Consider the following 13,552-nt stretch of genomic DNA (forward strand, 5'->3'; position numbering starts at 1 on the left):
GGAGTAATGCTATATTTTACCCAATTTCTTTTGTTGTAAATGGAAAGTAGTAAAGATGAAATAGCCCTGGTGGAATGTAAACATAATTTCCAGCAGGGCTATTACATGGTAAGAAATATATGATGAAAGGTTCCGAAATCAACATGTTAAAAAAAGAAAACTGTTGTTTAATTGCACTTGCATCAGTTCCACTTGTTATGACGTTAGGTAATTCAATGCTTATTCCAATCTTGCCAACCATTGAAAAGAAATTACATATTTCATCTTTCCAGGTATCCATGATTATTACAATTTATTCTATCATTGCAATTATACTTATACCGATTGCTGGTTATTTATCAGATAGATGGGGACGAAAGATGGTAATGGTTCCAAGTTTATTAATTGCAGCTATTGGAGGAGCGATAACGGGCTGGGTATCATGGAAAGTTGATAACCCTTACGTTTGGATTCTTATCGGAAGAGCAATTCAAGGGATAGGTGCTGCGGGTGCTATGCCAGTTGTCATACCATGTGTAGGTGATTTATACAAAGATGAAAAACAGGTTAGTGCAGGTTTAGGAATCATTGAGACGTCAAATACATTTGGAAAAGTATTGAGTCCTATATTAGGATCAGCTCTTGCAGCTATTGTATGGTTCTTACCATTTTGGGCGATTCCAGTTTTATGTGTAATATCGATTGTTTTATTACTGGTACTAGTAAAGGCGAAGAAACAAGAAGAAGAAGTCCCACCACTTAAAGAATTTATTCAATCTATTATCTCTACGTTTCGAGAAAAGGGAAGATGGTTAATTGCCATTTTTATACTAGGTGCAATTATTATGCTTATTTTATTCGGAATACTTTTTTATCTGTCAACTATACTGGAGTCGAAGTACGATATTCATGGTATATGGAAAGGGTGTGTACTCGCTATTCCTTTACTTGTACTATCACTTAGCTCATATATGGCTGGTAAAAAAATTGGAGATAAACAAGATATTATGAAAAAGTGTATCTATATTGGATTTTTACTGGCTGCTGCATCTGTCTTCTTACCTTTATTTCTAAAAGGAATCTATTTGCTACTTCTTTGTCTCGTTATTATGGGGGGAGGAATTGGTATGGCGTTACCGTGTCTAGATGCTCTTATTACACAAGGGATTGAAAAAGAGCAGAGGGGGACAGTTACGTCATTTTATAGTTCAATGCGATTTATCGGTGTAGCAGCTGGACCACCCCTGTATTCTTTTTTTATGAAAGGGGCGGACCATGAAGTATTTTATTTAACAAGCATCTTCGCTGCTATTGGTGCGGGCATAGCAATTATTTGGATTAAACCAGCAAAAGATACAATGATGGTAAAACAGAAGCCGGAACCAACGTCATAATCCGAAAGAGAATTGCATGTTAATTACACAACATGCAATTCTCTTTAATTAGTTAGGAAAAATAACTTGTTTTAACATATAAAGTGCGACTCCCCATATGATTAGCCCTGAAAATTTATTTAATACTGTAATCGTTTTTCCTGTCGAGTCTAATCCTTTTAGAAATTTTCCAGCAAAAGCTAAACTAATAAACCAAATCCAAGAAACTATAATTGTTGCAAAAGTGAAAGCCCATTTCTCACTTCCTATGTACTGTATAGAGTTTGTTCCGATTACACCAATTGTATCTAAAATTGCGTGTGGATTTAGTAATGAAACCGATGCGGTGAAAATAATTTGATTTTTTAAAGGCATGCTTTTTTCTTGCTTTACATCATTTGAAGGATCGCTTCTCCAAATAACCCAGCCCATATACATAAGAAAGAAAAATCCAATCATATACAGAGTGGTTGTTAACCAAGAAAAAGTAAGGAGTACAAGGGATACACCTTGTACAGCAATTAATATTAATAATGTATCACATATAGATGCAGTCAAGACTACAGGAGCAGCTCGCCAAATATTTGGTTGACTCGCGCCTTGATTAAAGACGAAAACATTTTGGACACCTAATGGAATGATAAGACCAAATGCAAGGATGATACCGTGAATAATTGCTTCACTCATCATATTACCTCCTACTTAATGTGATTAGTTATGATAGTGTATATTGTATAGAAGAAATGAAAATTTGTATCCATCCATATGGTTGGATAGGTTACCAACCATAAAGTATGTGAGGTGATATAGTGGAAAGGCTCGTTTGGAAACCTAATATGTCTTCGCCTATTCCTTTATATAAACAAATAGAATCTTATATAAAAGAAAGAATTGTTAATGGGGAATGGACAGTTGGAACTAAATTACCTTCACAAAGAGATTTGGCGCATACGTTTGAAGTGAATCGAAGTACAATTGTAATGGCTTTCGATGAATTAGTAGCAAAAGGGTATATTGAGGGGAATGGCCGGAAGGGAACAATTGTTATAAATAATAGTGAGAGTACTTCTACATATGCCCCGCCTCCAAACTGGCAGTCTTATGTAGAAATAGGACTTCATTATCCGAATCTTCCTGCTGTACAAGAGATTAATCAAGCTGAATTTACTCCCAATGTAATTCGATTAGGAACAGGTGAACTTTCACCGAGTCTCTTGCCTGAGAAAAAGATGAAGGGTATTATTAGTAAAATTTTACAATCAAATGTTACACTTGGGTATGAGGAACCGAAAGGAAATCTCCATTTAAGAAAAAAAATTGCGGAATATTTAAAAGGGCATGGGGTATATGTATCTCCTGACTCTATTTTAATTGTTTCGGGGGCAATTCAAGCACTGCAACTTATTTCTATGGGTCTTCTTCCGAAAGGAGCGTCAATTTTATTAGAAAAACCATCATATTTATATTCGCTTAATGTATTTCAATCAGCAGGAATGCGCTTGATTGGAATACCAATGAATGAGAATGGTATAAATACTTCATATATTACAAAATTTAAGAAACAATTTAACGCATCTATTTTATATACAATCCCATCTTTTCATAATCCGACCAATTTTAGTATGAACGCTAAGAAGAGGGAAGAAGTGATGGAGATATGTAATGAAATTGGATTGCCTATTATTGAGGACGCGGTATATCAAGATTTATGGTTCGATGCACCAGTTTCAAAGCCTTTAAAGGCATATGATAAAAATGGTATCGTGCTACATATTGGAAGTATGTCCAAAGTCATTAGTCCTGGTTTAAGAATTGGATGGGTTGTTGGATCAGAATCCGTTATTCAAAGATTAGCAGATATAAAAATGCAAACTGATTATGGTTCAAGTTCTATATCCCAGCAAATTGCAGCGGAGTGGTTTGAAAATGGATTGTATGATGAACATTTACAGTTTGTAAGAAGTGAATTGAAAAAACGTAGAGATTTTATGATAAGTATGTTAGAAAAGTATTGTAGTGGCATTGCAACTTGGCATGAGCCAGTAGGAAGCTTTTACATTTGGCTACATATAAATCTACCAATTTTGAATCGTAGTTTATTTGACAAAGCTTTGCAAGAAAAGGTGTTATTAAACCCAGGCACTTTGTATGATAGAAGTGCTAACCAATTTTTACGTCTTTCTTATTCCTATGCAACTATAGAAGAAATTGAAGTTGGAATAAAAAAGATCGCGCAATTAATTAAAGGGTAAAAGGAGAAAACCATGAAACAATATGTGATTTGCCAAATGATTGATGGAGATAAATATTTAGCTGCTTATGCGGAAACAAAACAGGATGCAATTGAAAAAGCAGAATTATTAGGGTTAAGAACTGGAAATCGTTACATAGTAATTACCGCAGAAGAAGCAGAAGGGTTAACTTATCCTTAAATAATGGGAGAGTACATAAGAAGTAAATAAGCCTAATAATGTACTATATTATTAGGCTTATTTACTATTAAAGTGTGATAGGGAAAATAATATAATTATGAGTCAAGTTGACGGAAATACCGATTTGCTTTTCGATCCTGATTTCCGTCTCTATATTCATCAACATATTGCCTGAAGTTCCAAGATTGTAAAAACTTATTAGCGGCATTATAACCAGAGTTATAGAGCCATTCTTTCTCTTCTTTAGTTAGTTGAAAATTAGTACTGGTAATGGTTCCTGTTGGAATTGTAATAGTTCTAGCCTTTGATTCTTTATCTAAATGACGTAAATCATGAGCTTGCATCATCGTTTTAAATAGTCCTTTGAACATGGAAATAGGTTCTTCATAGTGGGCGGGATCAGCTTGAATCTCATCTTTTACAAAATGAAATCCAAAGGTAGGCCAGCGAGGAGAAGTCGGTGAATCGAAAATCCAAATTGGATAATTACTTAAAATACCGCCGTCAACCATATAACAAGGTTGTTTCCATTTTGGTGTTCTCCATTTCACTGGTTCGAAGAAGAAAGGAATGGTTCCACTCATTCTTACTGCTTTAGCGATAGAGAAGCGATAATTTAAAAATCCGTAGTTTGGCAAGTCATCGGGAAAAATAACCATTTTACCATTGCTTATATCTGAAGCGATAATTTTGAGTTTATTCAAATCGGGTAAGTCTGTAAACAAATGAATTCCTTTTTTTCTAAGCAGGTCTTCTAGCCATTCTTCGAGAAATACATTTGAATAAATACCTAGAGTAGACCAAGCGCTTAATCCTTTACCAATAAAGGGGATTCTATCAAGAAAAGTTTTTTTAGTGAATTTTTCATAATCAATGTCTGTTACAATCGTTTTTAATTCGGAACAGGAGTATCCTGCTGCTAAAAGCGCTGCAATAATAGCGCCGGCTGATGTTCCAGCTAAACGTTCCCATTCATAACCTTTTTCGGCTAACGCGCAAATTGCCCCTACATGAGCAATTCCGCGTACACCGCCTCCCTCGAAAACACCATCAATCTTCATTCAACATACTTCCTTTCAGATGGAAAATTTGAAAATGGCAAAAAAGCACGTATTGTACGCGCTTTTTTACAATAGTTTTTAAGTTTACTAGCAGCCTACAAAGCCGCCCCAACAGCTAGCTCCAATGATGATTAGAAGGATAAATAAAACGATTAATAAAGCGAAACCTCCATAACCGCAACCACCACCGCAACCGTAACCACCGCCGTAACCACCGCAACTATATCCGTAACCCATGTGGAATTCCTCCTTATATTAAAAGTGAAAATGAACGAGGGAAAGTATACTGTAAGAAATTATGAGATATCATGTTTGTAGGAACAATGTATACTATGCTCTTTTAAACTTGTTCGCGTACGAGGGAAGAGCCCGTTTTTTCTTGAGCTTGTTGAATTTACAATGAATGAAGTATAATCTTTGTGCTATGATACAAATAAGTATGTAAATGTAAGGAGAATTTATGGAACAGAAAATTGAAGTATTAATTGATAAATATGAACTAACACATTTGAAACAGGAGCTTGTAAATACTATATTTCCTTGTATAAAAGTTGTGCCAAAGGTGCAGGAGACAATCGGAAAAGGTAGTTCAAAAATGGGCGGAGTTCCTGATTTGCCAAATACATTTGAATATCCAACATACAAAGAGAATCCGTTACGTTTTATCGCACAATTTAATTTAAGTGATTTACAAAACGTTGGTATGGATCACAATCTTCCTAAGACAGGGATGTTATATTTCTTTAGTATTGAAAATTACTTTGAAGAAGATGTAAATCCAAACGAAGCGGGACGTGTGCTTTATTATGATATCCCTGTAGAGCAATTACGTAGAGCAGATGAAGTTCAGGGGGAATTTAATCAATGTGCAATTTCATTTGAACTGACGTATAAATTACCTGAGCTTTTCATTGAAGATGAGGCGGATTCAGATCGTTTCTTGCAATTACTTGAAGAGCTAATCCCAGACAACTATGATAATCATCAAATGTTTGGAGAACCATTTTCTGTACAAGATGAGGTATTGTATGAGACTGGACAATATATGGGAATAGATCCACAGCATATGACGCTCTTATTCCAAATTGATTCAGATACTAAAAATTGTAATATGATGTGGGGAGATTTAGGAATGCTTTATTTCTGTATTGGAAATGAAGACTTGAAAAATCGCCAGTTTGAAAATACATGCTGTGTATTACAAACTTGTTAATGAAGAAGGTTGTTCTTGTAAAAAGAACAACCTTTTTACAATGTTAAATATGCATAATCTCATATGACCTATTTTGAAAAGTATTGTATACTCTGAAACTATACGATACTTTTTCGTATAGTTATAGAATGTAAGGAGTGACAAGATGAGAAAGCCAAATAAGTATGTGACAGTTGCCCTGCTTTGTTCAACAATTGTAATGGGTGGCTTACACGCGTCGTCTGTATCTTACGCAGCTACGAAATCGACTGTAGTTACTACACAATCAGATGCTAAATTATTAAATGATTTTCGAAAAGAATTAAAAAAACATATTGATAATCGAGATGAAAATATTACAATCGCATATAAAACAAAAGATAGAAATGCTAGAGATGTTATGGACCAATTATACAAAGAATATAATAAAATTGTAGATGCTGATGAGTATGTAAAATATAATGTAGCGTCTACTAAATATTCTATAAAAGGGATGCCTGGGAATTATACATTTACATTACAAGTGAAGTATCGTGAATCAAAAGAGCAAACACAGTATGTAAAGTCTCAGGCGAAAGCAATTGTAAATTCTATCATTAAACAAGGCATGGATGAACATGAAAAAGTGAAAGCTATTCATGATTATGTTGTGAAACAAGTATCATATGATACGTCTTATCAAGCATATACAGCGTATGAAGCGTTAGCGAATCGTTCTGCCGTTTGCCAAGGATATACATTGTTAACATATCAATTACTAAAAGAAGCAGGTATTCAAAATCATATTGTAACAGGTACAGGGAATGGACAAGCTCATGCATGGAATTTAGTGAACATTGATAACAAGTGGTACCACCTTGATACTACATTCGATGATCCGGTGCCAGATAAAGCTGGGCGCGTAACATATTCATATTTTAATATATCTGATGACCAATTAAGCAAAGACCATGAATGGGATCGTAGTAAATATCCAGCGGCAACTACAAGTTACTTCAACGAATTAACAAGCAAAATAAAAGCCGGTAGTTCAAAAACTGCTGTATATGAACAAATGTTAAAAGAAACAAATTTAAAGTATTTATCTGCACAATATGGAGCGGAAAATTACAATGAGTTTAAGAAAAAAATACAGCAACAATTTGCTTCCAAGCCAGAAAAAGTAGAAGTACGATATAAGCAGTCAATGGATGGAACGATGCAAGATATAAAGAAAGTATTAAATGAAATAACTTGGCCAAAAGGTGCAAAGCGTGTATCTTATCAAGTTGCGCCATATAGTGCAATGACAGGTTATTCATTAGCGACAATTACATTTACGTATTAATGAAAAAGAGCATCTTTAAAAGGTGCTCTTTTTGCGTTTGATTTATAATGTCATTGACTATTTAGAATTGAGTGATAAAATAATCAGGAATAGAGGATGTGATAGCTGAATGAATTTGTTCGAAAATAATATATTTGCATTGATATATTTTTGTCTAGTAATCGGACTTATCGCTTTGTTTTTTGTATCATTTACTCTGTTCATTAAAAGATTATTGCAAAACAACACTATGAAAAAAAACATGTGATTAATATGAATCAGAAGCTAGATCGGATTATTGAATTGCTTGAAAAAGATAAAAAAGAATGATGGAAGATGTATAAAAAGGAGAAACAAATGGCTAATTATATAAAGGAATTACGTGAAAAAATAGGGCATGATTATGTTATTTTGAATTTTGCAGGTGGTTGTGTATTTAATGAATTTGGTGAAGTGCTTCTGCAAAAAAGAGGAGACTTTAATGCTTGGGGATTTCCGGGTGGCGCAATGGAAATGGGGGAGTCTGCTGCAGAAACTGCGATCCGAGAAATTAAAGAAGAAACAGGATATGATGTGGAAATTGATGAGCTCATTGGTGTGTATACGAAATATTTTCAAACATATCCGAATGGAGATCAGGCACAGGCAATTGTAATATTCTTTAGGTTTTCAATCGTTGGAGGGAACAAAAAAATAGACGGTGATGAAACATTAGATCTGAAGTTTTTCCCGTTAGACAAAATGCCGCCATTGTTTAATAAACAACATGAAGATTGTTTGCAGGATTTATTAGAGAAAAGAGTAGGGGTATTTCGTTAATATATAGAAAAAGAAGCTAATTTCCATTTAGCTTCTTTTTCTATATAAGTTACTTCCACCAATCATCAAACATAGATGCTGGGACTTGTCTTTTATGTTCACTCACTTTGTAACGCTTCTCGATCTTTTCAGCAACGTCAGCTGGAACGGATTTACCTTCTAAATAGTCATCTAATTGATCGTAAGTAATACCTAATTCTGTTTCATCAGCTTGACCTGGTTTTTCATCTAATAAATCAGCTGTTGGCATTTTTAAGTAAAGTCGCTCGTCTGCACCTAACTCTTGTAATAAAGCACGTCCTTGGCGCTTCGTTAAACCTGTTAATGGTAATAAATCTGCACCGCCATCTCCGAATTTTGTAAAGAATCCTGTTACAGCTTCAGCCGCGTGATCAGTTCCGATAACAAGTAATCCTTGTTGTCCGCCGATTGCATATTGTGTAACCATGCGAATACGTGCTTTTACGTTTCCTTTATTGAAATCTGTTAATGATTCACCTAATAAGTTTTCATATTGATTTGAGAAGGAATCAACAGTTGAAGCGATATCAAAAGCAACAGATTGATCAGCTTGAATAAATTGTAATGCTAATTGTGCATCATCTTCATCTTTTTGTACTTTGTACGGAAGACGTACGGAGATAAATGTTGCGTTACCACCTTCATTACGAACTTCTTCGACTGCAAGCTGCGCTAAACGTCCTGCAAGTGTAGAGTCTTGTCCGCCGCTAATTCCAAGTACAAATCCTTTAGCACCTGTTTTTCTTACATAATCCTTTAAGAAATCAATTCGTTTACGAATTTCTACTTTCGGATCAATTACAGGTTGAACATGTAATGCTTTCATAATTTGTTCTTGTAATGTCATTATGTTTTCCTCCTATTCATATTAAAGCGGTAAATAAGTTTATATGTATATTGGAACATACTTCTATCCTTTATTATTTCGCAAAACTAACGAATATACAATAGAATGCGTGTATGAATATGAATGAAGTTATTATAAATAAATTGTTTTGTATAAGCAATTTTTTTAAACCTTTCAATAATGTAAGGTTTTTGTCATTTGAATCGATGGAAGGTATTTCCGTACTTTACTAATATAAAAGCATAGTTAGTAGAAGGGCGGAGAAGTAGTATGAACATTAGAGAACTCGCATTTCGAAATGTAACGCGAAATAGACGAACATACTCAGCTTATTTTTTGAGTAGTACATTTGCCATTATGGCCTTTTTTGTGTATTCATTTTTTGCGTTCCATCCGGCATTAAGTGCGGGAGAATTAGGACAGTACGTATTCGTAAGTATGTCTTTTGCACAGTCTATTATTTACTTATTTACATTCTTCTTTATTTTATATTCAATGGGAATGTTTTTAAAAACGAGAAAGCGTGAACTAGGAATTTTAATGATGCTAGGTATGACGAAATATCAATTAAAGCGTCTTATCTTCTTTGAAAATATTATGATTGGAATAGGGGCAATAATTTTTGGGATTCTTTCAGGTATGTTATTTTCAGGAATATTAATATTTGTAGCCCCGATGATTTTAAAATTAGATATTTCTTTATCCTATTACATACCGATGAAAGCGATTGTTGTAACGAGTATTATGTTTTTCGTATTATTTATGATTATTTCATTGTTCAGTGCAGGAATGGTTCGTAAAAATAAAATTATGAAATTGTTTAGAGGATCAGCAGAGGCGAAGCCAGAACCGAAAGCATCAATTATTTCTTCTATATTAGCAGTAGCATTGCTTAGTGCTGGTTATGCAGGCGCTCTTATGTCACATGGTGCAATGGTATTTATTATGATGATTCCTGTTACAACGGTAGTCACTATCGGTACGTATTTGCTGTACAAGCAGTTGAGCGTCTTTATTATTCGATTATGTAAAAAAAGTAAACGTTTCTATTGGACACAGACAAATATTATTACTTTGTCAGATTTAGCATACCGTATGAGAGATAATGCAAGGATGTTCTTTATTGTAACAATTATTTCAACAGTAGCATTTTCAGCAATAGGTACATTGGTTGGGTTTGCTTCGATGACGAAAGAAATTATGGACAGACCAATTGCGTTTCACTATCATTCTAAGCAAGGTAATAGCAATGAGTCACAGCATCTGAAGATTATTGACGAAGGATTAAAGAAACATAATATAGCAGCTTCAAAAATAAATATTTCATCGAAGACAACGGAGGAGCAGTCGTTAAGAAACGCCAGTTTTATAAAAGAATCAGATTATAAGGAGTATGCGAAGTTAACGGGGGAACCGTTCAATACTTTATCAGACAAAGAAGCCTTATTTCTATCAGTAGAAATACCAGGGCCACCGATAAAGGAAAGAAAAGAAATTTCTTTCCAAAATGCCAATGAGCCCTTAAATGTGAAAAAAGTTAATGATTCTTCACTAAGTAAAATACTTATGGGTAATGTGTATGTAATCTCTAAAAATCAATATGATTCATTACAAGATGGATTTAAAGAAGAAAAAGATTATATGTATAAAACAAAAGGAACGAAAGATGAAATTGAGGTTGGTAAAGAGCTTACGAATCAGATTAAGCCTTATCAAGAACATGCAACGTTTAGTGCAGAAGAGTACGATCAAAATCAAAGTTTACAAATCGCAGGACCCATTTTATTTGTAGGTTTCTTTATTGGTATTGTATTTTTCGTTTGTGCAGGAAGTTTCCTTTACTTCCGCTTATTTTCTGATTTGGAGGACGATACTCGTTTATTTGAAATGATTCGAAAAGTTGGATTGACGAGAGGCGAATTATCGAAAGTAGTCACAATCCGCTTAGCGCTTTTATTCTTCGTTCCAGTTGGAGTTGCAACATTACACGGGGCAGTAGCATTAACTGCGTTAGGACAGATGTTTGAGTACTCACTGTTTAAAGAAAATACAATTGTATTAAGTATTTTTGTAAGTATTCAAGTTGTATATTTCTTAATTATACGATCTCGTTATTTAAAACAATTGAAAGAAAGATTGAATATTCGTTAAATGTGTTTTTTTAACTTTTGTACTATATTTTCTAAAAAGAGTAAGCCATTACCAAATATATAGTGATAAAATGAAAATAGCGAGGTGAAAAAAATTAATAGAGAGTAAGGGGGGAGTAACATGAAAGCAACAGGAATTATTCGAAAAGTAGATGAATTGGGACGGATAGTTATTCCTAAAGAATTACGAGATGTATTAGGAATACAAATTAAATCACCACTTGAAATTTTTGTAGAAGAAGACAAAGTCATTTTACAAAAATATCAACCTTACAATGCTTGTCAAATAACAGGTGATGTTTCAGACCAAAATATTTCATTAGCAAATGGAAGCATTACTGTTAGTATAGAAGGCGCAAAACATGTAATAAAAGAAATTGAGCAGTTTTTGAACAAGAGTGAGATTTAGTCTTAATTTATTATTCTTTTGAAAAACTGAAAAAGAAAAGGACCATAATCGGTCCTTTTCTTTTGTTTATTGAGAAATATTTGAGAGGAAGGGAAATGGAACGAATAAAACGAATGTTAAATCTAAACGTATTCAATAGTGGTCTGAAATGAAAATAATACATTTTCAGGAGGGATTACGATGAATAGTAGTACAGCGAATAAACAAAAAGGCATTAAATTAATTCCGTTTACTGTAAATAAAGTGGTTGAGCAAGTAAATGAAATTCCACCAGGTGTACAACTGATTCATGCTCCGCAAGTATGGGGAAAGAGTGCGAAAGGGAAAGATATTGTCGTTGCCGTCTTAGATACAGGTTGTGATATAAATCATGTAGATTTAAAAGATCGTATTATTGGTGGGAGAAATTTCACGAAAGATTATGAAGGTGATTCGAAAATTTATCTTGATAATAATGGCCATGGTACTCATGTAGCGGGGACAATCGCAGCAACCGAAAACGGAGTGGGTGTATTAGGTGTAGCACCACTTGCTAAAATGTTAGTTTTAAAAGTATTAGCTGGAGATGGTTCTGGAAGCTATGAGCAAATTATCGAGGCCATTCATTATGCTGTAAATTGGAGAGGACCGAATAAAGAGAAAGTGAGAATTATTTCAATGTCACTTGGTGGCCCGCAAGATGTACCAGAGTTACATGAAGCTATTCAAAATGCGGTAAAACAAGACGTACTTGTCGTATGCGCTGCTGGAAATGATGGAGATTGTAACGATGATACTTCAGAATTAGATTTTCCAGGTGCTTATTCTGAAGTAATTGAAGTAGGTGCTGTTAATTTAGAGCGGAAAATTTCATGCTTTAGTAATTCAAATCAAGAAATTGATTTAGTAGCGCCGGGTGATGAAATACTGTCTACGTATCCAGAGGGGAAATATGCAGTATTAAGTGGTACTTCAATGGCGACGCCGCATGTCGCTGGGGCGCTAGCACTTCTCATAAAGCAGTGTGAGAGAGAGTACGGTAGAAAATTATCAGAGCAGGAAATATACGCGCAACTTATAAAAAGGACTGTACCTTTAGGGTATGAACGTACATCTGAAGGGAATGGATTAATAGATTTGCTAAAAGAATAGGAATTATTAAAAACCATCTCATATTCATATGAGATGGTTTTTAGTATGGTTCTGTAGCGTTTAATACAACATCTAATAAACCGGGGAATCTAGCATTTAAGTCTTCTTCACGAATTGAAATGAAACGTTGTGGAAAATAGTTTAAGAAGATTACAGACAGAGTATATTGATTTATATTATTTACATTTTACAAACTCTGAAACAAGTTACATAGATTCAATTGGAGAACTGATCCGTTTAAAAGAAGAGGGGAAAATCCGTTCAATTGGGATATCAAATGTAAATGTAGAACAATTAAAAAAGGCGAATCAATATGGAGATATAGATGTTGTACAATCGCCTTACAATATGTTGGATCGCACTGCAGAGGAAGAACTATTACCGTATTGTATAGAAGCTGGTATTTCATTTATACCGTATGGACCTCTTGCCTTTGGAATATTAGGTGGTAAATATACAGAAGATTTTAAATTGAACAAAGTCGATTGGCGCCAAAGTGTAAATCTATTTGAAGAAAATACATATAAGAGTAACTTTAAGAAAGTTGAAAAGTTAAAAGACTTAGCTAAAGAAAATAATATTGAAGTATCTCATTTAGCGTTAGCATGGTTATTAAACAAAAAAGGAATTGATACTGTTATTCCTGGCGGAAAGCGAGTAGCGCAAATAAGAGAAAGTGTTAGAGCAGTGGACGTTTTATTGAGTGAGATGGATATGAAGAAAATCAAATCTATATTAGAGGAATAATAGAAAAGAGGGGTATTACCCTCTTTTCATATATAAGGAGATGGCAAAAATGAAAGGGAGTTGCACCATAGAAGCGTTCTAAAGA

At 34.1% G+C, this 13,552-nt stretch carries 13 protein-coding genes and 3 pseudogenes; 11 read left to right on the forward strand and 5 right to left on the reverse strand.

The features are described from left to right. Positions 1-122 precede the first annotated feature (122 nt). Positions 123-1,373, forward strand: coding sequence for an MFS transporter (locus tag NSQ47_RS04410; RefSeq protein ID WP_341038207.1), 1,251 nt, complete (start codon positions 123-125; stop codon positions 1,371-1,373). A 48-nt stretch (positions 1,374-1,421) separates the two neighbouring features. Here the strand turns inward: NSQ47_RS04410 and NSQ47_RS04415 are convergent, their stop codons facing one another. Then, positions 1,422-2,039: a LysE/ArgO family amino acid transporter gene (locus tag NSQ47_RS04415; protein ID WP_016104587.1), complete on the reverse strand. Its 618-nt coding sequence runs from the start codon at positions 2,037-2,039 to the stop codon at positions 1,422-1,424. A 122-nt stretch (positions 2,040-2,161) separates the two neighbouring features. On the opposite strand from NSQ47_RS04415, the gene NSQ47_RS04420 reads away from it, so the two are divergent. Then, positions 2,162-3,604 carry an aminotransferase-like domain-containing protein gene (locus NSQ47_RS04420; RefSeq protein ID WP_341036243.1) on the forward strand — a complete coding sequence of 481 codons (1,443 nt, stop codon included), beginning with the start codon at positions 2,162-2,164 and terminating at the stop codon, positions 3,602-3,604. Positions 3,605-3,616: 12 nt separating this feature from the next. Next, on the forward strand, positions 3,617-3,784 hold the full coding sequence (locus NSQ47_RS04425) for a DUF3933 family protein (protein ID WP_000816387.1): 168 nt from the start codon (positions 3,617-3,619) through the stop codon (positions 3,782-3,784). Positions 3,785-3,879: 95 nt separating this feature from the next. Here the strand turns inward: NSQ47_RS04425 and NSQ47_RS04430 are convergent, their stop codons facing one another. Continuing rightward, positions 3,880-4,845, reverse strand: a complete 966-nt coding sequence (locus NSQ47_RS04430) for a patatin-like phospholipase family protein (protein WP_341036245.1) — start codon at positions 4,843-4,845, stop codon at positions 3,880-3,882. Positions 4,846-4,932: 87 nt separating this feature from the next. Beyond that, on the reverse strand, positions 4,933-5,082 hold the full coding sequence (locus NSQ47_RS04435) for a YjcZ family sporulation protein (RefSeq protein WP_341036246.1): 150 nt from the start codon (positions 5,080-5,082) through the stop codon (positions 4,933-4,935). A gap of 223 nt (positions 5,083-5,305) precedes the next feature. Here NSQ47_RS04435 and NSQ47_RS04440 point away from each other — a divergent pair, with 223 nt between their 5' ends. The 4 genes and pseudogenes from NSQ47_RS04440 to NSQ47_RS04455 all read left to right on the forward strand — a co-directional run bounded on the left by NSQ47_RS04440 (position 5,306) and on the right by NSQ47_RS04455 (position 8,162). Further along, positions 5,306-6,058, forward strand: a complete 753-nt coding sequence (locus NSQ47_RS04440; protein WP_002158233.1) for a YwqG family protein — start codon at positions 5,306-5,308, stop codon at positions 6,056-6,058. 145 nt (positions 6,059-6,203) lie between these two features. Beyond that, positions 6,204-7,364, forward strand: a complete 1,161-nt coding sequence (locus NSQ47_RS04445) for a transglutaminase domain-containing protein (RefSeq protein WP_341036248.1) — start codon at positions 6,204-6,206, stop codon at positions 7,362-7,364. Between the two features lie 109 nt (positions 7,365-7,473). After that, positions 7,474-7,673 (forward strand): annotated as a pseudogene (locus tag NSQ47_RS04450) (DUF4083 domain-containing protein). Between the two features lie 27 nt (positions 7,674-7,700). Then, a complete protein-coding gene (locus tag NSQ47_RS04455) occupies positions 7,701-8,162 on the forward strand; it encodes an NUDIX hydrolase (protein ID WP_341036249.1) in 462 nt (153 codons plus the stop codon). 49 nt (positions 8,163-8,211) lie between these two features. Here NSQ47_RS04455 and nadE read toward each other — a convergent pair whose 3' ends face one another. Then, complete coding sequence (nadE, locus tag NSQ47_RS04460) at positions 8,212-9,030, reverse strand: ammonia-dependent NAD(+) synthetase (protein WP_002158229.1); 819 nt, start codon at positions 9,028-9,030, stop codon at positions 8,212-8,214. A gap of 270 nt (positions 9,031-9,300) precedes the next feature. Here nadE and NSQ47_RS04465 point away from each other — a divergent pair, with 270 nt between their 5' ends. The 3 genes from NSQ47_RS04465 to NSQ47_RS04475 all read left to right on the forward strand — a co-directional run bounded on the left by NSQ47_RS04465 (position 9,301) and on the right by NSQ47_RS04475 (position 12,720). Further along, positions 9,301-11,181 carry an ABC transporter permease gene (locus tag NSQ47_RS04465; RefSeq protein WP_341036250.1) on the forward strand — a complete coding sequence of 627 codons (1,881 nt, stop codon included), beginning with the start codon at positions 9,301-9,303 and terminating at the stop codon, positions 11,179-11,181. 120 nt (positions 11,182-11,301) lie between these two features. After that, positions 11,302-11,589 carry an AbrB/MazE/SpoVT family DNA-binding domain-containing protein gene (locus tag NSQ47_RS04470; RefSeq protein ID WP_002148618.1) on the forward strand — a complete coding sequence of 96 codons (288 nt, stop codon included), beginning with the start codon at positions 11,302-11,304 and terminating at the stop codon, positions 11,587-11,589. Positions 11,590-11,769: 180 nt separating this feature from the next. Continuing rightward, positions 11,770-12,720: a serine protease gene (locus NSQ47_RS04475; RefSeq protein ID WP_341036251.1), complete on the forward strand. Its 951-nt coding sequence runs from the start codon at positions 11,770-11,772 to the stop codon at positions 12,718-12,720. A 40-nt stretch (positions 12,721-12,760) separates the two neighbouring features. On the opposite strand, the pseudogene NSQ47_RS04480 reads toward NSQ47_RS04475, so the two are convergent. Further along, positions 12,761-12,850, reverse strand: a pseudogene (locus NSQ47_RS04480) (transcriptional regulator); the annotation flags it as partial. On the opposite strand from NSQ47_RS04480, the pseudogene NSQ47_RS04485 reads away from it, so the two are divergent. Beyond that, positions 12,844-13,467 (forward strand): annotated as a pseudogene (locus NSQ47_RS04485) (aldo/keto reductase); the annotation flags it as partial. The pseudogenes NSQ47_RS04480 and NSQ47_RS04485 overlap by 7 nt on opposite strands. Positions 13,468-13,552 lie beyond the last annotated feature (85 nt).

It is taken from the genome of Bacillus sp. FSL R10-2780 (assembly GCF_038006125.1).
Taxonomy (GTDB): Bacteria; Bacillota; Bacilli; order Bacillales; family Bacillaceae_G; genus Bacillus_A; species Bacillus_A cereus_U.